A 22,781-nucleotide genomic window follows, 5' to 3' on the forward strand; every position below is an offset into this window, starting at 1 on the left:
TAATCTATGAATCTACGAGAATTTTACAATATTTAGTAGGCATGCATACTTTTTCTTTCCAGATTTATGGAAACGTTTGCATTAGAGGGTGTGTTTTTTGATTTAAGACTTATTGTTTATTGTATTCGCGTTGTAAGTGTTCTGCCAGCTTTTCGCAGAGATCATTCATTTGATTTGACATGAACTCATCACCTGTACTATTGAGAATGCTTTGGGCCATGCCACCCAGACAATCTACATAAAATCGTTTCATTTCATCTACAGGCATGTCTTTTGTCCATAGATCAATGCGCATGGTATTTTTCTGCAGGTCATCCCAAAGTGCCACACTTATTGCTTTGGTTTCGGACGGGCCATCTTCGGGCTTTTCTGTAGCATCCCAATGGATGGTATCCGGGACGTTGTCATTATCTAGTTCTATGGTAAGGTTTATTTCTGATTTTTTCATCATGTTATGTTTTAAAAAGTGTGTATATTACAGGACGCGGTTTAAGGTTCTGCGTATTCTGTGAATGCGAGATACCGGAATGCATTTTTCCGGCTTAGTGTATTACAAAGTTTTAGCTAATTCAACAAAAAAACTAATCGCTTCGGGATTTTTGAGCGCGTCTTTGTTCATGGATTTATCGATATCCAGTCCCATTAGTATTTTCTTTACAGGCATTTCCGTTTTTTTTCCACTGATGGTATAAGGAATATCGTTAACCGCTATAACTTCATCGGGAACATGACGCGGTGTGTATTCTTGCCTGATGGTATGTCCTATCTTTTTGATCAATTTATCATCAAGTATCTCACCGGTCTTCATTTTCACAAACAGAGGCATGTAGAATTCACCGCCTTCTTTTTCAATACAAACTACCAAACTGTCTGCTACTTCTTCAACTTTGTCTACTGCTCGATAAATTTCACTCGTACCAATACGTATGCCACCCCTGTTTAACGTGGCATCAGATCTTCCGTAAATGATAAGCCCCTGATGGTTTGTGATCTTTACCCAGTCACCATGCCGCCATAGACCATCGTATTTTTCAAAATAACTGGAATGATATTTTTCTTGGTTACTGTCGTTCCAGAAATAAATGGGCATAGAGGGCATAGGTGCTGTAATCACCATTTCTCCTACTTCGTTATTTACTGAATTACCGGTTTCGTCCAATGCTTCTAGTTTACATCCCAGCGCCCTGCATTGTATTTCTCCCACATACACGGGCCATAAGGGATTTCCCCCTACAAAAGCGCTGCATACGTCTGTACCTCCACTGATTGAAGTTAGCCAAACGTCAGATTTCAATTTTGAATAGATCCACTCAAACCCTTCGGGAGGAAGAGGTGAACCGGTGGATCCTATGGAAAGCAGCGAAGACAGGTCATACATTTTCGAAGGTTCCAATCCTTCTTTCATGTTGGCAACGATGTATCCGGCGCTGGTGCCCAGGTGATTAATCCTGATATTTTCTGCCAGTTGCCATAGTGCATCAGTTTTGGGCCAGGCAGGACTTCCGTCATAGAGTACCACAGTTCCTCCTGTTAAAAGTGCGCTTTGAATATAATTCCACATCATCCAACCTGTAGTAGTATACCAAAAGCACCGCTCACCTTTCTTAATATTATTGTGAAACGTGAGATATTTCAGATGTTCCATCAAAATACCACCTTGGCTATGCGTGATAGCTTTTGGTGCACCTGTGGTTCCTGAGGAGTATAATACCCATATGGGATGCTCGAAGGGTACTCTGGTAAATTCAATAGTGCTATCCGAGTGGTTATTTACAATGATATCTTCCCAGGTTACTGTTCCTTCTATTTCCTCAGCATCGATCATATCAATTATAATGACTTTTTCAAGGCTGGGCAGTGCTGAAATGACTTGTTTTACTACCTCGCTTTTGTTAAAGACTTTACCACCGTATTGATAGCCATTAACAGCTACTAACACTTTTGGATCAACCTGAGAAAAGCGATCTATCACTGAACTTACTCCAAAATCAGGAGAGCAGGATGACCAAACAGCACCAAGTGCATTAGTACCCAAAAAAGCAGTGGTGGCTTCAGGCGTATTTGCGAGGTAGCCTACCACCCGGTCTCCGGGCTGTACTCCCAGTTGCTTTAAATACTGTTGGAAAGCGCTTACATTATTTTTCAGAGTAACCCAACTTAACTCTTCCGGTTCATTACCCTCTGTTTTATGAACGATGGCAGGGTATTGATCATTCTCATTACGGAAAACATGTTCTGCATAATTCAATCTCGTGCCCTTAAACCAATGATAATCCGGCATCTTAACACCTTCCAATACATTGTCATACTCACCTTCATAGATGATATTGAAATACTCCCACTGGCTTTGCCAGAACGCGCTTACTTTCTCTACTGACCATTGCCATAAGGACTGATAATCATCGAAGCTTAACTGTTTGTTTTTATTTAGCCATCGGATGTAATCGGATAAATTGGTATCGCCTTTGGACGCTGCTGAGGGGGTCCAGATGGGCTTTGCTTGTTCAAAAGACATAAGCTAATATTTTTTGAGAAGTGTTAAGGCGTCGTTCTTATCCTGAACCAATTGCTTTTTTAAAGCTTCTATATCTTCGAACTTAATCTCTCTCCGGATCATTTTTTTAAAATGAACGTAGATGTTATCGCCATAAATCTCTTTTTCAAAATCAAAGATATGAACTTCAATGGTTTTCACCTTACCTCCAACCGTGGGTCTGAAGCCTATATTCAACATTCCTTTCCAGACCTTGTCTTCATGTTGGATTATCACTGCGTAAGCGCCATCAGCAGGAATTAGCTTGTGTTTAGAGTCGATTTCGATATTGGCTGTAGGAAAACCAATCATACGTCCAATTTTTTCACCTTTTACCACCCTGCCTCTAATGCTGTAATCTTTACCAAGCAATGCACTGCTTTTTTCTACTTCTCCGGCCAGTAAAGCAGTACGGATCTTTGAAGAACTCACTCCAATATGTTCCACCTCGTGCTTGGGAATTTCTTCTACCTGAAATCCATAGGTGGATGCATTTTTCTTTAAATGCTCAAAGCTACCCTCACGGTTTTTACCAAAACGATGGTCATAACCAATGACCAATTTTTTTGTGCCTATCCGGTCTACCAAAATCCTTTTGATGAACTCTTCTGATTTAAGTTGTGAAAACTCTTTGGTGAAAGGGATCCTAAGTAAATGATTTACTCCCTGTGCCCTTAGCAAATCAGCCTTTTCCTCGAAAGTGTTAAGAAGTTTAAGCTCATTTTGTTCAGGATATAACACCAATCGTGGATGTGGCCAAAAGGTGATCAAAACGGTTTCACCATTATTTTTTATCGCAATTTCATTTAGTCGTTTTAGTATTTTTTGATGTCCAAGATGTACTCCATCAAAAGTTCCACTGGTCACCACTGCAAAGGGTAGCGGTTTAAAATCTTCTATACCATGATAGATATTCATACTGTTTTTATATCTTCAATACGCTTTGCATCTTCTACTCTGAACTCACCAATACGTGTCCGTCTAAGCGTAGTTAAATGTGCACCCACGCCCAATAATATGCCAAAATCACGTGCAAGGCTTCGAATGTACGTACCCTTAGAACAAACGATTTTAAAAGATACATAAGGCAATTCAATGGAAGTGATCGTAAATTGCTTAATTTCCACTTTTCTTGATTTTAATTTTAACTCCTTACCTTCCCTGGCACTTTCATACGCACGTTTTCCTTTTACTTTTATAGCGGAAAAGGCAGGAGGGACCTGGTCTATCCATCCTTCAAATTGACCAGGTGCTTTGAGTATGGACTCAGTAGTTAAACCACTGATATCAGTTTCTGAATCTACCTCAGTTTCCAGATCAAATGATGGAGTGGTTTTTCCCAGTAGAAACTGACCGGTATATTCTTTTTCCTGTCCCTGGTAATGTTCTATTTGTTTTGTTTTTTTTCCGGAACATACAATGAGTAAACCTGTAGCGAGAGGGTCCAGCGTGCCTGCGTGACCTACTTTCTTTACTTTAAGCTTATTCCTAAGTTTTTTAACCACATCAAAGGAAGTCCATTCCAGCGGCTTATCTATGAGCATCACTTGCCCGGGGTCTTGTGGTGCAGCGTTTGGGTCCATTAAAGGAGTGTGATTGTAAAAACCAATGCCGATACCGCAAAGCAGTAGATCGCAAAATAGATGAGCTTCCCTCTTTTTACAATGCTGATCATCCATTGGCAAGCTACTACTCCTGCAATGAATGCGGATATGAAACCAATAATTAAAGACATAGCCGGGATATCTGTATTCATTTCCGGTGTTTTAAAATAATCAATGGCTTTTAGTAAGGAGGCCCCCAGGATGGGAGGTAGAACCATAAGGAAAGAAAAACGAGCAGCTTCTGTTTTTTTTACCCCGAGCAATAATGCAGTAGCAATTGTGGCCCCTGACCTGGAAATACCTGGAAATATGGCGGCTGCCTGTGACAGTCCTATAAGGAACGACCTTCCAAAGGATATTTCCTTTTCCTTTTGTCCAATAAAATAGGTCAATAATAATAATACACCTGTAATACATAACATACCTGCTACCAATAGTACCTTACCTGTAAAAAGTGCTTCTATTCTATCTTCCAGGAGAATACCAACAAATGCTACAGGGATCATACTTAGAGCTATTTTGGCAATGAACCGGGTAGATTCATTCCATTCAAATTTGAAAAGGTCTTGGGCTAAAAGTGCAACATCTTTCCTGAAGATGACTAAAGTGCTTAAGGCCGTAGCTCCATGTACGATAATTGAAAACAGTAAATTGTCAGAGCTATTTACGGACAAAAGATGAGCACCAAGCTCAATGTGTCCGCTGCTGCTAACCGGTAAGAATTCTGTCAAACCCTGAACAATACCCAGGATGAGTGCATCAATTACACTCATTTTTATTGTTTGGGATTATGAAGTATGGCCACTATTTCAATGATGAAGCCAGCCATGACGACGATTGGCCCCAGTGTCAGACCAAGGAAACCAAAACCAAAAGGCTCAGAATCAAGGCCCATAATGACAAAACCAATTATCAATGTAATCAGTCCACCTAACATGAGCATATAGTTCCTTTTCCCGAAAGGGAGCTTCTTATTTTTTTCCATTTTAATAAAGTTGATCTAAAGACAGTTTTAAGTATTTGTTTATGGCTCTGTAGGTACTGCCAAACCCGATAATAGCACCGAGCAAAAGTAACGTCAGGGATAAGATAAAAAGCATTTTGTTATCCTGCAATGAAGCAAGATCTTCAATTTTGCTGTTGGCAAAGTTGAGTAATAAAAACAGGCCCATTGAAGCGACAATTCCCGCTAATGCACCATGTATTGATGAACGCACAAGAAAGGGTCTTTTGATGAAACCAGGTTTAGCACCTACTAATTGCATACTTCGAATAAGAAATCGTTGAGAAAAAAGAGCCAGCTTAATGGTATTATTAATTAATATAACGACAATAATCAATAATATGACTGCAAAACCGATTAGTACGAAGCCTATTTTTGTTACATTCTGATGGATTGATTTTACCAGACTTTCTACGTACACCACCTCAAAAACCCCGCTCATGCTCTCAATTTCTTCTTTAACCAAGGCCAGCTTTTCCTCACTTTGATGGTCAGGATGTATCTTTATAGTGTAAGCATCGCGTAATGGGTTTTCACCTAAAAAGTTCGTGAAGTCTTCCCCGGTATCTTCAATAAAGGTTGTTGCCGCTTCCTCCTTCGAGACAAAGCTTATCTGTAATTCTTCATTTTTTAGCCCAATGTACTCTTTGGCTGAGAGGGTCTTCTGTATTTGTATCCTTTGATTGTTGGAAACGTTTTTATTAAGGTATATCTGAACTTCGATATTCTCCTTTATTATAGCGGTCAGCTTACTGGTGTAAAGAAACAGAAGCCCGAATAATCCTATGACAAACAGTGAGAGAAATATGCTGAAAACTACACTGACATATGGGTAACTACCTAAGGTCTTTTTCTTTCGATACTTTTTTTCCACACAATCGTATTTATCTGTCAAATTTAGTAATTAAAACCAAATTCATAGGACGGTGGGATATAAAAGAAAAGCCCTTGTTTAAAAGGCGGAAAAACAAGGGCTTTTTATCAGATTCGGTAAGCAGTTAATTCATTCCTCGTGCTTCCTTTAATTTCATTATGAGCGACCTGTCCTTGACAGATTCAAGACGTACAATTTTTTCTTGTGTATTATCCAAGGAATAATAATTATTCTGGAAATAAAGGAACAGTGTTTTATCATTTCTAGGATTGAATTCAAGAATTTCGTACAGTCCACTACTGAAGTCACCATAAAGGAACAACTTACCTCCTTTGAATTGATAATGAAACGTATACTTCTTTCGTGTATTGTCAATAGCAACATCAATCGTTGAAAGATTTGATTCTTTTTTCTTTGAAGCAATAGTACCTGGGGCTTGCAGGCTGTCTGCAATTTCTTCTGCTCCATCAAAACCAGTGATCGTTTCAGGTTTTTTAATGTCAGGCTTAATAACTTCTCGCACTTCAGAAACGGATTCTTCGGATTTTAATTGTGGGTTTTCACTCGCCTCAGTATTTATCAAGGCTTCAGAATCTTTCGGAATATCGGATTCTGCAACGGATGGAGTTTCCTCTGCATCAGGTACATTTTCACTCTGGTCATCTATTAATTCTTCAACAGTTTCTTGATTAGCATCTGCTACAGGCATGAATTCCTGGGGCGTTTCATCATCATAAAGGCTATATATTCCCCATCCGACAAGTCCCAGAATAACTATTCCTGCAATTAATTTGGATAAATTAAGCGACTGACCTACACTATTTCCCCCTACGGCTACATTATCCAATCGTGCTTTCAACTCCAGCCTACGTGCTTGTTGAATACCAACGATCAATTCCTGTTGGAAACCGAGTTCGCGTTTCAACTCAGCATTACTACTCAGCTGCTGCTCGAAACGTTGCAGTTCCTCAGGATTCATGTCGTTATCCAGATAAGCGTCTATTAAATCAAAATTGTTCATAAGTGTTTAGTCCAAAAAGTCACTTTCCGTATACTGTGATTTTACCAATTCATCTAACTTTTTTTTGCACTTGTATTTTTTTGTTTTAGCGGTATTTGTATTTGCAAAGCCCAGGTCATCAGCGATATCCTGCATTGACATTCCATCAAAATAATAGTACATCAATATCTTCTTACAAGTATCCCCGAGCTGATGGATACATTTATTAATAATTTTTGCTCTTTCTTCTTTATCATGTTCGATATACTCTATCGAATCTTTCTCTTCATTGGATAAACGTTTTTTTCTATCCAGTTCTTTTCTCCATAAATTTTGACAAATGCTGTAGATGTATGTACTTATTTTAGAAGTTAACACCAAATTGCCACTTACAGCCTTTTGCCAAAATACAACGAGAGCATCTTGATAAATGTCTTTTGCTTCCTGCTCTGAACCACTATTTGAGATCACCATTTTAGTCATCATCCGATAGTATTTCTTATACAGGAATTCCAGGGTTTTTTCGTCGCCACTACATATCCGTTCGAAAATCTCCTTATCCTTCATCGAGCTCTTTGTTTTATACAATCAACTATCCGGTGGTAACCAACCATTATATTAGAAACTGCAAATATCAGTTGAAACACCTATTTAATAGTCCTGTGGTTTAATTTAAGGTTAATTTGCCTTGATCCATGTCTGAGTTCTATAGAATATACCCCAATAACCACGGATCTTCAGTTTGTCTTTTTCCAACCATATTTTGCACTTAAATATTTTACCTTCGTCAGGCTTTAAAACCGTACCATTTGCATATTCCTTACCGTCCTTTTCAAGGTTTTTTATGATTTCCATACCTATGATCTTTTGACCATATCTGGAATCATTTTTGGGGCAGAGGTCACATATGGGATCAGGGTCTTCATCCCCATTTCTAAAAAGCCTTATGATCTTACCGTATACTTTATCTTCCTTTTTATAAATTTCTACAATTGATTTTGGATCACCGGTTTCGTCATCAATGGTTTTCCACTTTCCGAAAACGCTTGTTTGGGCATTGCATAATACAGGCGAAACAAACACAAACGCCATTATTGATATTACGTACTTCATTTTACCGTAAATTCAGCTAAAGATATTCAATTCGTATAAACAAAAAAAGCCCCTGTTCAGGGGCTCTTTACATATTCTTTTTGAAAACTACTGTCTTGAGTCTGATGTAGTTGTTGTAGATTCATGAGCTTCATCTGTCAATGGCTCAGACATAGTCAACTCAACGGCATTTGTTTTTACTGTATCGCCATGGACATTCCCATGATGTGTACCGCTGCCAAAAACCTCACCTAATATTGGGGCAATGACCAGTCCAACCAGACACGTAAGTTTAATTAAAATATTCATTGAAGGGCCGGAAGTGTCCTTGAAGGGGTCGCCTACCGTATCACCTGTCACGGCCGCCTTATGTGCCTCGGACCCCTTATAGGTCATTTCACCATTGATCTCAACACCGGCTTCAAAAGACTTTTTGGCATTATCCCATGCGCCGCCGGCGTTATTCTGAAAAATAGCCCATAATACACCTGAAACGGCTACACCGGCCATATAACTTCCGAGCGCTTCTGGTCCCATGACGAAACCTATAATAATAGGCGTAACGATGGTAATGGCACCAGGTAACATCATTTCTTTGATGGCTGCCTGAGTAGAGATATCTACGCATTTTCCATATTCCGGGGTGCCGGTTCCTTCCATTATACCAGGGATCTCTTTAAACTGCCGTCTTACTTCCTGTACCATTTCCATTGCGGCTTTTCCCACAGATCGTATAGCCAATGCGGAAAATACTACGGGAATCATTCCACCTATAAACAAGGCTGCCAATACATCTGCCTTGAAAATGTTGATACCATCAATACCTGTGAACGTGACATATGCTGCAAATAATGCCAGTGCTGTAAGTGCAGCGGAAGCAATGGCAAAACCTTTGCCTATAGCAGCTGTAGTATTACCTACGGAATCCAGAATGTCTGTTCTTTCTCTTACTTCCTTAGGTAATTCACTCATTTCAGCAATTCCACCTGCGTTATCTGCGATAGGTCCGAATGCGTCGATCGCCAATTGCATGGCAGTAGTAGCCATCATAGCAGAGGCGGCAATGGCTACACCATAGAAGCCAGCGAATTCATAAGCTCCCCAAATGGCCCCTGCAAAAAGTAGGATAGGGGCAAAGGTAGAGATCATACCCGTTGAAAGCCCTGCAATAATATTGGTAGCAGCGCCGGTAGATGAATTTTTAACAATTTCCAGGACCGGACGTTTTCCCAGGCCTGTATAATATTCGGTAAAATAAGATATTAAACCACCCACGGCTAGTCCCACTAATACAGCGAAAAATACATCCAGTGAAGTCACTGAGGTAAGACCTTCTCCAAAAAAGTTCATTTGTAGGGTGGAAGGTAACATCCATTTTATGATAACGTACGAAGCAATACCCGTAAGTATAATGGAACTCCAATTGCCTAAATTCAAAGCAGATTGCACCTGGCCTTCCTTGGCAGAATTGTCTTTTATTTTGATGAAAAAAGTGCCGATTATAGAAAAGATAATGCCCAGGCCAGCAATTACTAAAGGAAGTAATATCGTACCAATACCGTTGAAATCATCTTCAATAGAACCACCCATGTCACGAATCACATAGTTACCCAACACCATAGAAGCTAATACTGTGGCTACGTAAGACCCGAATAAGTCTGCGCCCATGCCTGCTACATCACCTACATTATCGCCTACATTATCGGCGATAGTCGCTGGGTTGCGTGGGTCATCTTCGGGGATACCTGCTTCTACTTTACCGACAAGGTCAGCGCCTACATCTGCGGCCTTTGTATATATTCCTCCACCCACACGTGCAAATAAAGCAATGGATTCTGCGCCCAAAGAGAAGCCTGCCAGGGCTTCGAGCACTACAGTCATATCACTTACTCCGTTAGCACTCCATTGGCCGCCCATGAACCAGTTAAATAATATAATAAACAGTATACTGAGCCCAAATACAGCTAAGCCTGCTACTCCAAGGCCCATTACTGTACCACCTGTAAAGGACACTCGTAATGCCATCGGTAAGCTGGTTCGTGCCGCTTGAGTAGTACGTACATTGGCAGCTGTAGCTATGCGCATTCCAATGTTTCCTGCCAGAGCAGAGAAAAAAGCACCGATGACAAATGCTACGACTATAAACCAGTGTGTAGTCTCTACGACGCTGGAAACAATTCCCAGTAATATTCCGGCTATAACTACGAAAATTGCCAGGACTCTGTATTCTGCTTTGAGAAAAGCCAGCGCTCCTTCGCGTATGTGTTGTGCCAGTGTCTCCATTTTTGGATCTCCGGCGTCTTGTTTTTTTACCCAGGCTGATTTTACAGCCATTACAACGAGACCTAGTATGCCAAGGAGTGGCACCAGGTAAAGTACATTATTCATTCCGCTTGGTTCAGTTTAGGATATAACTAATTAAAGTTTAGAAATGGCCCATTGGCCCTTCGATTTGATTGGGGCAAAGATATAATAACCTGTGTTATAATGAAATAAAATAGTCGAAACAGTAAAGGAGTAAAAAGTGGTATTTTGATCAATTTTTGACAATCAATAAAATATGTAATTTTTCATATATTTAAAATATAAGTAAATTTTGTTATAAATTGTTTAGGAATAAATTAGGGGCATTTAATTCGATTTTTGAAAAATATGATTGATATTGATTGTATAAAATAATATTATTTTATAACAAAATATTGTTATTTAAAACATCTATTCAATGAACATTTTTTGCAGTGCATTCCACAGCATTTTCTTTTTACTTAAGTCATAAATAAGGTCATTCAGAGGGTCCGAAATTAGTCGCGTTTTTCCGTTATCGATAACGGTTGAATATAGCGCTGTTGGGCTTTCTGCCAGGTCATAATCCGGGTAGAATTGAAGAATTTTGGTTGCGCTCAGTGATTGTAAAATAATGTTATCTACTTTGGTAAATGCTGTGTTGACAAGAAGCATGTTCTCTTTCGAAATTCCCACTGCTTTTAATATTTTTAGAAGTAATTCTTCCTGTTCTTTATTAAGCGCTTCGTTGTTTCTATCATTTACCAGTACTATGACGCTTCCATTTTTATTTCCTTTGAAGTTGAAATCAGAAGCAGACACTTCAGCAGTCTCTTTTATATCGAGTGGAGGAGAGGTTTCCTGAGGTGCCTTGGGTTCAGTAATTGGAGAAGCTGTTGTCGTCGTTCGATTCGTTTCGGGGATGAGGTAAATGTCTTCCGTTAGCAAATACTTTAGTGTATTAAGATCCTTCATTACTATCTGAGCTAAAGTTAAACAGTGATTTTAATTCAGTAGCTTCTTCGGGATTCATACGTCCGGCAAGTACTAACCTCAATTGTCTTCTTCTTAGTGCTCCGTCATAAAGTTCTTTTTCTTCGTTCGTTTCAGGGATAACTTCAGGAACATCTATCGGTCTTCCTGTCTGATCTACAGCAACAAAAGTAAAGAAAGCACTATTACTTTCGAATTTTTTACCACTTGGGATATCTTCGGCTTCTACGTCTATACGTACTTCCATTGAACTGTTGAAAGCTCGCGTTACACGAGCTCTTAATGTTATGACATTCCCAAGCTGGATGGCTTTTCCAAATGAAACATTGTCAACTGAAGCGGTTACGACAATTCTGTTGGAGTGCTTTTGAGCTGAAATGGCCGAAACGATGTCCATCCAGTGCATCATACGCCCTCCCATTAAGTTGTTTAGAGTATTCGTGTCATTAGGTAACACCAACTCAGTCATGGTAACATATGAATCCGTTACGTATTTTTTGTTTTTTGACATTAGCTTAATTTAATGAATATGATAATCGGTTGGTGAAGCATTGACCGTTTATTGAAAAATACTCCTTTACTTTTTCAATCATTTTACGGGCATTCATTGTTGAATGTATCCGAAAGTTTTTGTCTGGATATTAATTAACTCTTCCAACCTTCATTTCCTAATAAAGGTACAAAGCTGAAATAATCGAAAGTCTCCTTTTTAATCTTTTTGTCAGTAACTTTTGTTATTCTAAACATCTTTTGCTTTGTATTATCCCCTACTGGAATTAAAAGTATTCCACCTTGTTTGAGTTGCTTAACTAAACTTCCGGGCACAGAAGGCGCCCCGGCCGTCACTATGATCTTATCAAAAGGGGCATGACGTGGCAGACCCATCGAGCCATCCCCTTGAAAAAAACGCGGTTTATATCCCATAACAGGAAGTGCTTTTTTCGTTCTTTCGTACAACACTTTGTTGTATTCTATGGTGAATACACTTGCTCCTAACTCTAACAATACGCATGCCTGGTAGCCTGATCCGGTCCCCACCTCCAACACCTTATCTCCCGGGTTTATGACTAGCTTTTCTGACTGAAAGGCCACGGTGTAAGGCTGTGAAATGGTTTGCCCCTCGCCAATAGGGAAAGCTTTGTCCTGGTAGGCATGTGCCAGTAGGGCATTATCGAAAAAGTAATGCCTGGGTACTTTGCCTATGGCAGATAAAACGCCTTGATCTTCTATTCCTTTCTGCTTCAGTAGTTGTACCAGTCTGCGCCTCATTCCCTGGTGTTTGTACGTGTCCTGCATGATGGCACGAAATTATTATTTTCTATTCAAGAAATTCAATTTTTTTAAAAAAACTAAAAAAATTAGTAATTTAACTTGCTTTTAATACCTTTTAAAACTTTATTTGTTATTGTACTAAATAAATTAGTAATGCATGATTATAAATTAAAACTTATCAGCAAACGCCTGTTGTCCGGAAAATGTCAAATCAAATTTTATGTTTCTTCATCAGAAAAGCCAAAGTATTATGGCTATTTGCTGACAGAGTCCGGAGCTACATTAAAAGAGGTAGTTAAAAAAATTGAAAATAGGTTAAGGTTAGAAGAGAGTAAGTGTGCCTTTCCTGATCATTTGTATAATTTAGCACAACGCCCCATGGTTTCGGACAGGATCGTTATGTACAATAATTAATAAGATGAGCCGCATAAGTGAAAATATAAAATTCTTACGAAAAAAAATGGGACTGACCCAAGGTCAGTTTGCTGAAAGAATCGATATTAAGAGATCACTGGTAGGAGCTTATGAGGAAGCTCGTGCTGACCCAAGGATCAGCAATCTCATAAAGATGGCTGAGCTTTTTGGTACTTCACTGGATATTTTAATTAACAAGGATGTGATGAAGTTATCTGACGCGGAGTTACTCACAAATGAATATCAACGGGGAAAAGAAGTGCTTTCCATTACAGTTGATCAGCGGGGAAAAGAAAATATAGAATTAGTTCCTCAAAAGGCAGCAGCGGGTTACTTAAACGGATATTCGGATCCTGAATATGTGGAAGAACTTCCTAAATTTCAATTGCCCATTCTACCGGATAATGCCACTTATAGAGCCTTTGAGATTGCGGGTGATTCTATGCTGCCCATTCTGCCTGGTACTATTGTTATTGGTGAATTTCAGGATGACATCCGTGACATTAAAAATGGCAAAACCTATATCCTGGTAACACAGTCTGAAGGTATTGTATACAAGCGCGTTTTTAATTATATTAAAGATACCGGCAAATTATTTTTGGTATCGGATAATCGGCAATATGCTCCATACCAGATAGATGCAGAAGATGTGCTTGAGGTTTGGTCAAGTAAGGCCTATATCAGTGTTCAATTTCCGGATATGCAAGAAAATAAAGAGGTGTCCACGGAGCAGTTGGCTTCTATTGTACTCGACCTTCAGAAAGAGATTGTACAGTTGAAAGGGCAAAAAAGTTGATTTTATTACGCATTAAACACTAAGAAATAATTGAAAGTGTTTTTTTACGGTCTATTTTTCCCGTAGGCGTTTCAGCGAATTTTTTGATAAAGAACATTTCTTTAGGTGTGTGATAAGCTGGAAGAAAAGATTTTAAAGAGATAAGTAGTGAAGAGTTTAATAATGAGGAAGCCTGACTACCTTCAAGGCATAATATCATTTTTTGACCAAGCTTATTATCTTTCATAGGGCCGACAAAAAACCTTTGGTTTATCTTTTCCCTTTTGAAGTAATGTGCCACTATTTTTTCCACTTGTTCTACCTGGATCTTTATACCGCCAGAATTGATGATGTTGTCCCACCTACCCAACCATTCAAACTCGCGATTATTGACAATTCTTACCTTATCATTGGTGACGATGGTCTTGTAATTAGTCATCGGAGCTGAAATGGTAAGGCATTTTCTTTGATCCATACCTATTTCTACACCTTCCAGCGTCCGGTAAAATTCAGATTTATCAGATCCGTTCAATTTACATAATGCAATGTGTGTGGCTGTTTCCGTCATGCCAAATGTGGCATAAACCGGACATATAAGGGATTGTAACTTCTCAACGAGTAATTCGTTCACAGGTGCTCCACCGACTATGATTGCTTTGAGTTTATTCAGAGTGGTAATAGTAGTACCATTCTTTAAAAGCCCTTCCAATTGCAATGGTACTAACGCTGTGAACCGAATGGTATCATCAATTCGTTCAGGTATATTTTTAGGTTCTTCCGCTATTATATTCATTTGGCCTGTTACCGCCCGCACAAGCATCATTTTTCCGGCAATAAAATTGGTATTAAGGCAAAGATGTATAGGATCGCCGGATTTCAGCCCAAAGGCTTTTATAGAAGCTTTTGCACTGGCCTCCATTTGATGTCTTGTGAGGATGATATCCGATGGTTTGCCAGTGGAGCCTGAAGTCTTCATTTTGAATGTGCTGGCACCACTGCACCATTCTTTGAGAAAACGTAATGTGTCATGTTCAAAAGTACTTTTAGGCGCATAACGGTTAAGGTCTTCCAACGCTAAAACATTTTCCCCGAATGTAATGGTTGCAATGCTCACAATGTCTTTAAATCGTTTTTCAGTCGGTCTATTACAAACTGCTGTACTTCTGATTTGTAATAAATCCGGGCCACTGCCTCTATCACCCTTAGGGTAGTGTCTTTTAGTTCAGGTGTGAGATACTTTTTGTACCGTCGAAACTCGTGAATTGCTTCATTATAAGCATGGTCGATGGTAGGGTGTATTTTTTCATCCAGTATTTCAAAACGACTTTCAGCAGACCAGGCATCAAAGTCCAATTCTTTTTCTATGATTTTAAAGAAAGCTTTTTTTTCATCCAGTTCATGACCGGTTTGCGCCCTGGAAATAACATAGGCAAGTTCGCCTATCGCTCGGTGGATCTCTCTTTTTTCATACATCTTGTTTGGCTTCTGGTGTATAAGAAAGTTAGAAAATTTTCACTAGTTTGAGGCTGATTAATATCAGATTTTTAGTCTGATCTTTCAAGGAAATCCAAGACTTTAGCCTCACTTTAAAAATCTATGGAACAGTACTGAAATTTTTGAACTCTTTCAGAATGCGAGTGTTCTCGGCTGCGTCGCTTTCAATTTCGAGTATTTTCGCTTTTCCGTTGTTTTCAAAGAATTGCTCAAGGTAGTTTTTAGCCTTACTTTTTTTATCACAGAGCAAGTAATCAAAATCAAATTCTTCTGCCAGCGCTTTGGCCGTCAACGTCTGCTTTGTTTCAAAGAACTCTTCCATTTCGGGAAGTTGGTCCGGGCCGGGGATCATTCGAAAAATGCCACCACCGTGGTTATTCAATACCAGTATTCTAAGGTTGGGTGTAGGATAATTATGCCAAAAAGCGTTACGATCATAGAAGAAGGCCATATCACCGGTGATAAGTAGATTTATTTTATCACTTTCCAATGCGGCACCCACGGCCGTACTATTGCTTCCGTCTATCCCACTGGTGCCACGATTTGAAAAAACTTCCACCTGGTTTTTAGGGCTTTCCAGACCTATAAAATTAGCATATCGTACGGACATGCTATTGGCAAGATGAAGATTTATACTGTCGGGAGCTGCCTGGATGGTTTTATGTACCATCTCCAATTCACCCCATGTATCGGTACTAAAGAATTTTGCAATATTACGACGTGCTTTTCGCTCTTCTATTAACCAGATGTTGCAATAGTTTTCCTGCTTTTGAAAATCAAACGATTCTTCATGTATAACAGATGAAAAATGTTTGAAGAAGTCCTCCGGTTGTACTCTGATTATTTTTGTTAATGAGTTGTAGGTATCAGGTACATCGCCGGCAAATTGTATGTGCCAATGTGCATCAGGACTATACTGACGTAAAAGTAACTTAAGATTTTTGGAGATCGTAGATAGTCCAAATGTGATCAGTAAGTCCGGCTGAAGGCTTTCTTTGAGGCCCTTTTTATTACTTCCTGCAAAAAGATCAGTATGTGCTACTACTTCTTCAATGGAATGGAGATTCGATAAGATATCTCCAACTACCGGGACCTTTTTTTCTTTATAAATGGTGGATAAAGCATCCGTTAGCGCTACATTTTTTGGCTGTTGACCAGCTACTATTAATTTCTTTTTATATTGATTCCATTCTTTTTGCACCCCTTCCCAGTCTAGCTGAGACGTTTTGGCCGGAGTGGTATGTATTACTTTTATATTTTCTTGAAATGTCGGCATTTCTTTCCTTTCAGGGTAAAAAGGCTCTCTGAATGGAATGTTTACATGTGCAGGTCCGTATGGATATTCTTTTGTGCAATTTATAGCCTCATTGATAATGCGATAAGCATGTGTTTCGGACGGAGGTAAGTTAAGGTCTACAGGAAGGGTGAAGCTCTTTTTTATATGATTACGGTACAGATCATTTTGACGAATCGTTTGTCCGTCAAGTTGGTTAATCCATTCCGGGGGACGATCAGCGGTGAGGATAAGAAGTGGTATGTGTCTGTAAAAGGCTTCTGCTACAGCTGGAGCATAATTATAAGCAGCTGAACCCGAGGTGCAGCTCAGGATAACAGGTTCTTTAAGTTGTTGTGCTATGCCCAAAGCTATGAAGGCGGCAGATCTTTCATCGCTAACAGAACGACAGTGTATGTCAGGGTGACGCGTAAGAGCCATGGTTAGGGGAGCATTTCTAGAACCGGGAGAAATAATGGCTTTGGTAACTCCCAGCTTATGGCAGATGTCAACTATATTAAAAATCGGTTGTAGGTTCAACTATTGATAAGGTTAAGGAGTGTATTCATTTTCATTTCGGTTTCCTGGTATTCCTTTTCTGGGTTGGAGTCTTCGGTAATGCCTGCTCCAGCATATAATGTTGCATGATTTTCACGAACTTTCATACATCTAAGGTTAACAAAAAGGCTTGTTTTGTGCCCTATTTTAACCGGCCCCAGGTAGCCACTAAAATATTCCCGGTCATAGGTTTCAAAGTTCCGTATGAATTCCTGGGATGCCTCCAATGGCATGCCGCATATAGCTGAGGTAGGATGAAGGAGTTCAAGCATAACAGATCCCAGGTCAGGAAAATTGGTGGCTTCCATATCTACCACATACTCGGTTTTTAAGTGGATGAGGTTCCCCGCTCGTGCTGTTTTAGGCCCATATTCTTCAAATTCCCTTAACCGGATCTTTTTGAAACAATTGATGATATACCTACTCACCAGGGCTTGCTCTTCTATCTCTTTTTGTGTCCAGGCTACCTCTGACATGGGCATAGCCGGATCATAAGGCTGAGTACCGGCTAAAGCTACTGTTTTGAACTCATTTTTATCCAGTTCCAATAATAATTCAGGTGTAGCACCCAACCAAATGCCACATTCAGGGCTGTAGACCGTGGAAACAAATGCATTTGGGTAAGCTTCACACAACTCAAAGAAAAGCCTGTTGAGTTGCAGCCCTTCGGGAAGCTCAATTGTTTTGGAACGGGAAGGTACTACTTTCTGTAATTCGCCACTTTTTATGCGATTGATGCCTTCTGTCACAAGTTTGGTAAACTGAGCATTACTCTGTTCATTCGAACTGATGGCACTGCCATCTTCATTGTTATTAGCGGTAGTTTTAGACGGGTCTTCGTTGCCTGATATATAAGCCTGAAACTCATCAATTTTATCAGAACTTCCAGTAAGGCCTTTGGTATTCAGGTTAATATGTATCTCTTTCTCAATAAATACCGGGGACTTTTTTTTATCAAAGGGAGAAAACATGAATCCTGATGGAAGGTCTTCGAGGGAAGTTCCTTTGACTTTGTCCTGTACAGCCGAACCTATGATCAGGTGAACTTCATCCTGGTTTGGTATTCGCCATGAAGCCATAGATGAACCCAATTCTTTACAAAAATCAAATGCATAGGCCTGGAGCTGACTTTTAGACAAGCTACCTATCTTATTTTCAGTTATTATACCACCCATCTACTTTCTTTCAATCACTGCCATGGTTAATCTACTAACACATACCAATTCATCCTGTTCATTCACTATTTTGATTTCCCATACCTGTGTTGATTTACCTATGTGTAGAGGATGTGCTGTCCCTACTACAAAACCTGACCGAACGCTTTTCATGTGGTTTGCGTTTATCTCTAAGCCAACCGTTAATTTATTGGGATCTTTTACAGAATAATGTGCGGCCACACTTCCCAATGTTTCGGCTAAAACCACACTGGCACCTCCATGTAGCAAGCCATATGGCTGATGATGTCTGTGATCAACCGGCATTTTAGCACGTACGAAATCTTCCCCTACCTCCGTGAATTCAATGTCCAGATGTTGCATCATGGTATTTTTAGACATCTTGTTAAGCTGCTCTATGGTTACGTTGCGTTGGATCATTTAAGATTGGTAAATTATTCTATTTTTGCGCTCTAAAATAAAGACAAATTGAAAACCAAAAAAATATACCTTGTTCGTCACGGTCAAACCGATTACAATTACAAAGGCATTGTACAGGGAAGTGGGATTGATGCTGACCTAAATGAAAGAGGACAGCAGCAGGCTGTTGCTTTTTATGACGCATTCAAAAACGTACCCTTTGACAAGGTATATACTTCAGCTCTCAGGCGTACCGTGCAGTCAGTGAAACGTTTCATAAGCGATGTGCCTCATGAGTCGCTGGCAGCGTTGAACGAGATCAGCTGGGGCACACGCGAGGGATTAGTTATTACACCGGAAGAAGATGCCTATTATTATAATGTGATCAAGCGATGGCAGAATGGGGAAACGGATCTGAGAATAGAAGGAGGGGAGTCTCCACAAGACGTATATGATCGTCAGAAATTGGCATTGGATCATATACTGGCCCAGGAAGAAGAGCATACCATACTTATTTGCATGCATGGCAGGGCCATGCGTGTTCTTCTTTGTCAAATACTCAACTACCCGCTGAAAAGTATGGATATGTTTGAACATTCTAACCTATGCCTTTACCAATTGAATTATACAGGCAGTATGTTTACCGTAGAAAAATTTAATGACGTAACACACTTGAAAGAATTGGCTACAATTTAGCCAGCGCGTTTTTTGCTTTTTGATCCAGGCTACGTTTGTATTCATGTTTGGGATAGCCGCTTACTTTAGTAAGGTAAGCTTTAGCTTTTTTCGTTTGCCCTAGCTCTGCGTATATCAGTCCTAATTGCAGGCATGAGTTTGGAGCGTAATAAGAAGCTGTTTTGAATGTAGTAGCGGTTACTTTCTCATAAAATTCTATGGCTTTGCTTATTTTACCTTGCTGGTGCGCAAGGCGGGCTTTTCTATAGGTAAATTCAAGTTGCTCTTCACTGTCGTTAAACTGATGATGCTTTTCTGTTTCGAGCAGGCTGTCTGCTACCGAGTAATAGCCACCATCCGTCAATAAGCGGATGCGCATGATCAACACATTTGGCCATTTATCTTTTTTAAGTGATTTATTAGCGTGTTTATCAGCCTCAGTTTGTGTATTCCCTTTTTCCTTTGCTAGCAGATAGTATTTTTGGGCATTACTTGCTGAACCACTTAAGTGATAGGCCAGGAATATTTTGTAATGCGCATCCTTTACGTTGGCTTCACCCTTAGCTTGTTCAATAAAGTGTTGGTATTGTTTGACGGCATTTACAAAGTCTCCTTGCCGCAGGTATGCTTCGCCAGCTAAATAATAGGTGACCGGGTAATCCCACTTGCATTGCTTCAGGGTATTATATGATTCAATGGCTTTCGGTCCGGAATTGCTTTTTAGTGCTACGAGTAAGTTAACAAAGTGTTGTAATGCAGAAACAGACTTCTCTGCTTTGTTTGATATGTTGGAAGATCTACCTAATAAATAAGCCTGAAACAGGCTAAGAAGCATAGCCGATTCAGAAGCTGTAGCGTCTGCAGAAGCAGCATGTATACTTAAAGCGCTCAGGCCTTCATCAATAGAGCCCTTCATTCCCAGCACTGACAACAACCAGTGATAATCCTCCGGAACGGAACCCATTAAAACTTGTAACAGTCCCCAGGTTTTTAGATAAGGAAGGTAATCGGGAAAGTTGTTTTTCTTTTTCTTTATTAATCTCAGGCTCTGGCGTATTGACCAGGCCGATTCCAGTTCATAGCCAAATTTCAAATGAACAAATGCACTTTGTAACAGCAATTCAGCTTTGATGAAAGAGTAGATAGGGTCCGTAATATTCGACTCTTCAAGTATTTCGAGCCTGGCCTCTTGGGCTTCCTGGTATCTTTCAAATTGTTGCGGATCATTTGATAATATCAGTTCAATGCTATGATGAAGGTTGGCAATATATATGGAAGCAGGGGAATCATGATCCGTAGTTCGCCGAAGGTATGTATGGTCCATTTCTCCAAAAGCAAGGTAATTTTGTTGTTCGGTTTTGGTAAAGGTGATAAATTGCTGAGTGTACCCGGTCAGCACTGTCCATAAAAAAAGGCAAGCTAGTAAGCTTGCCTTTTTGTAATAAAAATTGTAATGGTATAAAGCCAATTAATTATGCTTCTTTCTTTTTTCTTGTAGTACGCTTCGGTTTTTCTTCCTCGTAAGAAGTTGTATCCACATCGGCAAGTATTCTGCCAGAATGCTCATCGATCACTATCTTCTTTTTCTCGCGTATCTCAGCAATTTTCTGAGGTGGGATAACTATGTTACATCCTTCTGCTGCTCCTCTGCGTACGGTTACTACTGCCAAACCATTGGAAAGATTAATTCTTAATTTTTCGTAGTATTTAAGGAGTTGATTTTCTATTTTTTTGGTGGCCTTTTCACGGTCTGTCATGAGCTTAGATTCTTCTTCCTGACTATCATTCAGGATTTCATCTAGCTCTTTTCTTTTCATATCGAGGTCGGCATTCCTTTCATCTATTAAAGCCTGTACTTTATCTATATCCTCTTTCTTAGCTTCAATGTTAAATCCCGCTTCTTTAATTCTCTTTTCAAGAATTTGAATTTCCAGTTCTTGCAATTCTACCTCTTTCGTTATAGCATCATACTCTCGATTGTTTCTGACGTTTTTTTGCTGATCGGTATATTTTAAAATCAGCTTTTCAGCCTCCTTAATATTAGTCTTACTCGTTTTAATGCTATCTTCCAGCGCTTCGAGTTCGCTAATAAATCTTCCGGATCTTGTGTTATAACCTTCTATTTCATCTTCCAGGTCACGCACCTCATCAGGAAGGTCTCCTCTTAATTTTTTTATTTCGTCAAGTTTTGAGTCAATGGCCTGGAGTTTTACTAAAGCTTCAAGTTTCTGTGCTACGGTGTTGCTTTCCATTTATGATAAATAACTGATCGGATTCGTTACGATACTAGATAAATTGAGTGCGAAGTTACTGAATTTTTCCTTTAAAATGTCATATAATAACTCTTTTGTATATACTTCACTTTCATAATGACCAATATCGGCGATCATCAGCTTATTTTCTGCATCAAAAAATTCATGATATTTGAAATCTGCAGTGACAAAGGCGTCAGCCCCCCTGCTTTTGGCCGCACCGAGCAGAAAGCTTCCGGATCCTCCGCAAACGGCTACTTTATTGATTTTTTTATGGATCATGTGAGTATGTCGAATACAGGTGAGATCCATTTGTTTCTTTAAATGGTTAAGAAACTTTTCTGCGTTCATCGACTCTGGTAAGGTTCCTATCATGCCAGCACCTATTTCCTGGTTTTCGTTTTTCAATTCAGTGAGGTAGTAGGCTACTTCTTCATAGGGGTGCGTTCTGTTCAACGCGGTGATCACATCATTTTTTTTATGTACAGGTAATATGACTTCAATACGTTGCTCTTCTACATGTTCCTCTTTATTTGCCTTGCCGATATGTGGATCAGCTTTGTCATTTGGTTTGAATGACCCTTTTCCGGCAGTTCGAAAACTACAATTACTGTAATTCCCAATGTTGCCAACACCAGCGGCGTAAAGACTTTGCAATACGGATCCTTCATTGGTTTTAGGTACAAATGTCACGAGCTTTAATAGCGTGTTCTCTTTAGGGGCAAGTATGGAAGTTTCAGTTAAGTCAATTTTATCACATATCTTTTTATTTACTCCAGTATGAATATTGTCCAGGTTAGTGTGAATAGCATAAATAACGATGTCATTTTTTATTGCTTTAATGATTGTCCGCTCTATATAATTTTTGCCTGTCAACGATTTAAGCCCTTTGAATACAATAGGATGATGTGCTACAATAAGATTACAGTTCCTGGAAATAGCCTCATCTACCACGGATTCTATGGCATCTAAACTGATCAATACGCCTTTTGCCATTTGATCGACATCTCCGCAGATCACCCCGGAGTTATCGTATGCTTCCTGGTATGTCGGAGGGGCATAGATTTCTAAATGCTGAAGTATATCTTTTATTTTGAGCATAAAAAGGCAAT

General features: G+C 39.5%; 25 protein-coding genes. 3 read left to right on the plus strand and 22 right to left on the minus strand.

What is annotated here, in order from left to right; all coding sequences use genetic code 11:
- Nucleotides 1-109: 109 nt before the first annotated feature.
- The 14 genes from gldC to FNH22_RS27090 form a co-directional block, all read right to left on the minus strand.
- Nucleotides 110-448 carry a gliding motility protein GldC gene (gene gldC, locus FNH22_RS27025; protein ID WP_143401643.1) on the minus strand — a complete coding sequence of 113 codons (339 nt, stop codon included), beginning with the start codon at nt 446-448 and terminating at the stop codon, nt 110-112.
- A gap of 102 nt (nt 449-550) precedes the next feature.
- On the minus strand, nt 551-2,515 hold the full coding sequence (locus tag FNH22_RS27030) for an acetoacetate--CoA ligase (RefSeq protein ID WP_143401644.1): 1,965 nt from the start codon (nt 2,513-2,515) through the stop codon (nt 551-553).
- A gap of 3 nt (nt 2,516-2,518) precedes the next feature.
- Entirely contained in the window at nt 2,519-3,451 is a 933-nt protein-coding gene (locus tag FNH22_RS27035; RefSeq protein ID WP_143401645.1) for a bifunctional riboflavin kinase/FAD synthetase, read from the minus strand.
- Entirely contained in the window at nt 3,448-4,116 is a 669-nt protein-coding gene (gene truB / locus FNH22_RS27040; protein ID WP_143401646.1) for a tRNA pseudouridine(55) synthase TruB, read from the minus strand. The genes FNH22_RS27035 and truB overlap by 4 nt, the downstream gene beginning before the upstream one ends.
- Nucleotides 4,116-4,910: an undecaprenyl-diphosphate phosphatase gene (locus FNH22_RS27045; RefSeq protein WP_143401647.1), complete on the minus strand. Its 795-nt coding sequence runs from the start codon at nt 4,908-4,910 to the stop codon at nt 4,116-4,118. Before FNH22_RS27045 ends, truB begins: the two co-directional genes overlap by 1 nt.
- A 2-nt stretch (nt 4,911-4,912) precedes the next feature.
- Entirely contained in the window at nt 4,913-5,122 is a 210-nt protein-coding gene (locus FNH22_RS27050; protein ID WP_143401648.1) for a DUF3098 domain-containing protein, read from the minus strand.
- A 1-nt stretch (nt 5,123) separates the two neighbouring features.
- Entirely contained in the window at nt 5,124-6,014 is an 891-nt protein-coding gene (locus tag FNH22_RS27055; protein WP_255518171.1) for an ABC transporter permease, read from the minus strand.
- 124 nt (nt 6,015-6,138) lie between these two features.
- Nucleotides 6,139-7,035, minus strand: a complete 897-nt coding sequence (locus FNH22_RS27060; RefSeq protein ID WP_143401650.1) for an anti-sigma factor — start codon at nt 7,033-7,035, stop codon at nt 6,139-6,141.
- A 6-nt stretch (nt 7,036-7,041) separates the two neighbouring features.
- Nucleotides 7,042-7,581 carry an RNA polymerase sigma factor gene (locus FNH22_RS27065; RefSeq protein ID WP_143401651.1) on the minus strand — a complete coding sequence of 180 codons (540 nt, stop codon included), beginning with the start codon at nt 7,579-7,581 and terminating at the stop codon, nt 7,042-7,044.
- Nucleotides 7,582-7,692: 111 nt separating this feature from the next.
- Nucleotides 7,693-8,127 (minus strand): DUF2147 domain-containing protein, encoded by a 435-nt coding sequence (locus FNH22_RS27070; protein ID WP_143401652.1) that lies wholly within the window; start codon nt 8,125-8,127, stop codon nt 7,693-7,695.
- An 87-nt stretch (nt 8,128-8,214) separates the two neighbouring features.
- The gene (locus FNH22_RS27075; protein WP_143401653.1) at nt 8,215-10,494 is read right to left on the minus strand and encodes a sodium-translocating pyrophosphatase; all 2,280 of its coding nucleotides are present in this window, start codon (nt 10,492-10,494) and stop codon (nt 8,215-8,217) included.
- Nucleotides 10,495-10,821: 327 nt separating this feature from the next.
- Nucleotides 10,822-11,364 (minus strand): hypothetical protein, encoded by a 543-nt coding sequence (locus FNH22_RS27080; protein WP_143401654.1) that lies wholly within the window; start codon nt 11,362-11,364, stop codon nt 10,822-10,824.
- On the minus strand, nt 11,351-11,893 hold the full coding sequence (locus tag FNH22_RS27085) for an acyl-CoA thioesterase (protein ID WP_143401655.1): 543 nt from the start codon (nt 11,891-11,893) through the stop codon (nt 11,351-11,353). Before FNH22_RS27085 ends, FNH22_RS27080 begins: the two co-directional genes overlap by 14 nt.
- A 134-nt stretch (nt 11,894-12,027) precedes the next feature.
- Nucleotides 12,028-12,678, minus strand: a complete 651-nt coding sequence (locus tag FNH22_RS27090) for a protein-L-isoaspartate(D-aspartate) O-methyltransferase (protein ID WP_143401656.1) — start codon at nt 12,676-12,678, stop codon at nt 12,028-12,030.
- A gap of 129 nt (nt 12,679-12,807) precedes the next feature.
- On the opposite strand from FNH22_RS27090, the gene FNH22_RS27095 reads away from it, so the two are divergent.
- Both FNH22_RS27095 and FNH22_RS27100 read left to right on the plus strand, forming a co-directional pair.
- Nucleotides 12,808-13,068 (plus strand): hypothetical protein, encoded by a 261-nt coding sequence (locus tag FNH22_RS27095; protein WP_143401657.1) that lies wholly within the window; start codon nt 12,808-12,810, stop codon nt 13,066-13,068.
- Between the two features lie 4 nt (nt 13,069-13,072).
- Nucleotides 13,073-13,864: a LexA family transcriptional regulator gene (locus FNH22_RS27100; protein ID WP_143401658.1), complete on the plus strand. Its 792-nt coding sequence runs from the start codon at nt 13,073-13,075 to the stop codon at nt 13,862-13,864.
- 19 nt (nt 13,865-13,883) lie between these two features.
- Here the strand turns inward: FNH22_RS27100 and FNH22_RS27105 are convergent, their stop codons facing one another.
- From FNH22_RS27105 to FNH22_RS27125, 5 genes are all read right to left on the minus strand, one after another.
- Nucleotides 13,884-14,957 carry an AMP-binding protein gene (locus FNH22_RS27105; protein WP_143401659.1) on the minus strand — a complete coding sequence of 358 codons (1,074 nt, stop codon included), beginning with the start codon at nt 14,955-14,957 and terminating at the stop codon, nt 13,884-13,886.
- Nucleotides 14,954-15,316 carry a hypothetical protein gene (locus FNH22_RS27110; RefSeq protein ID WP_143401660.1) on the minus strand — a complete coding sequence of 121 codons (363 nt, stop codon included), beginning with the start codon at nt 15,314-15,316 and terminating at the stop codon, nt 14,954-14,956. The genes FNH22_RS27105 and FNH22_RS27110 overlap by 4 nt, the downstream gene beginning before the upstream one ends.
- A gap of 121 nt (nt 15,317-15,437) precedes the next feature.
- Nucleotides 15,438-17,150, minus strand: a complete 1,713-nt coding sequence (gene menD / locus FNH22_RS27115; protein WP_143401661.1) for a 2-succinyl-5-enolpyruvyl-6-hydroxy-3-cyclohexene-1-carboxylic-acid synthase — start codon at nt 17,148-17,150, stop codon at nt 15,438-15,440.
- On the minus strand, nt 17,147-18,343 hold the full coding sequence (locus FNH22_RS27120; RefSeq protein ID WP_143401662.1) for a chorismate-binding protein: 1,197 nt from the start codon (nt 18,341-18,343) through the stop codon (nt 17,147-17,149). The genes menD and FNH22_RS27120 overlap by 4 nt, the downstream gene beginning before the upstream one ends.
- Complete coding sequence (locus FNH22_RS27125; protein WP_143401663.1) at nt 18,344-18,763, minus strand: hotdog fold thioesterase; 420 nt, start codon at nt 18,761-18,763, stop codon at nt 18,344-18,346. It abuts the gene before it with no gap.
- Nucleotides 18,764-18,811: 48 nt separating this feature from the next.
- Here FNH22_RS27125 and FNH22_RS27130 point away from each other — a divergent pair, with 48 nt between their 5' ends.
- Nucleotides 18,812-19,438, plus strand: coding sequence for a histidine phosphatase family protein (locus FNH22_RS27130; protein WP_143401664.1), 627 nt, complete (start codon nt 18,812-18,814; stop codon nt 19,436-19,438).
- On the opposite strand, the gene FNH22_RS27135 is transcribed toward FNH22_RS27130, so the two are convergent.
- From FNH22_RS27135 to FNH22_RS27145, 3 genes are read right to left on the minus strand one after another with little or no spacing between them, the layout of a single operon-like run.
- The gene (locus tag FNH22_RS27135; protein ID WP_143401665.1) at nt 19,428-20,885 is read right to left on the minus strand and encodes a lipopolysaccharide assembly protein LapB; all 1,458 of its coding nucleotides are present in this window, start codon (nt 20,883-20,885) and stop codon (nt 19,428-19,430) included. The genes FNH22_RS27130 and FNH22_RS27135 overlap by 11 nt on opposite strands.
- Before the next feature lie 4 nt (nt 20,886-20,889).
- The gene (locus FNH22_RS27140; protein ID WP_143401666.1) at nt 20,890-21,669 is read right to left on the minus strand and encodes a zinc ribbon domain-containing protein; all 780 of its coding nucleotides are present in this window, start codon (nt 21,667-21,669) and stop codon (nt 20,890-20,892) included.
- The gene (locus FNH22_RS27145; RefSeq protein WP_143401667.1) at nt 21,670-22,770 is read right to left on the minus strand and encodes a Nif3-like dinuclear metal center hexameric protein; all 1,101 of its coding nucleotides are present in this window, start codon (nt 22,768-22,770) and stop codon (nt 21,670-21,672) included.
- Nucleotides 22,771-22,781: the final 11 nt, after the last annotated feature.

Origin of the sequence: Fulvivirga sp. M361, from assembly GCF_007097395.1 — a bacterium.
Taxonomy (GTDB): Bacteria; Bacteroidota; Bacteroidia; order Cytophagales; family Cyclobacteriaceae; genus Fulvivirga.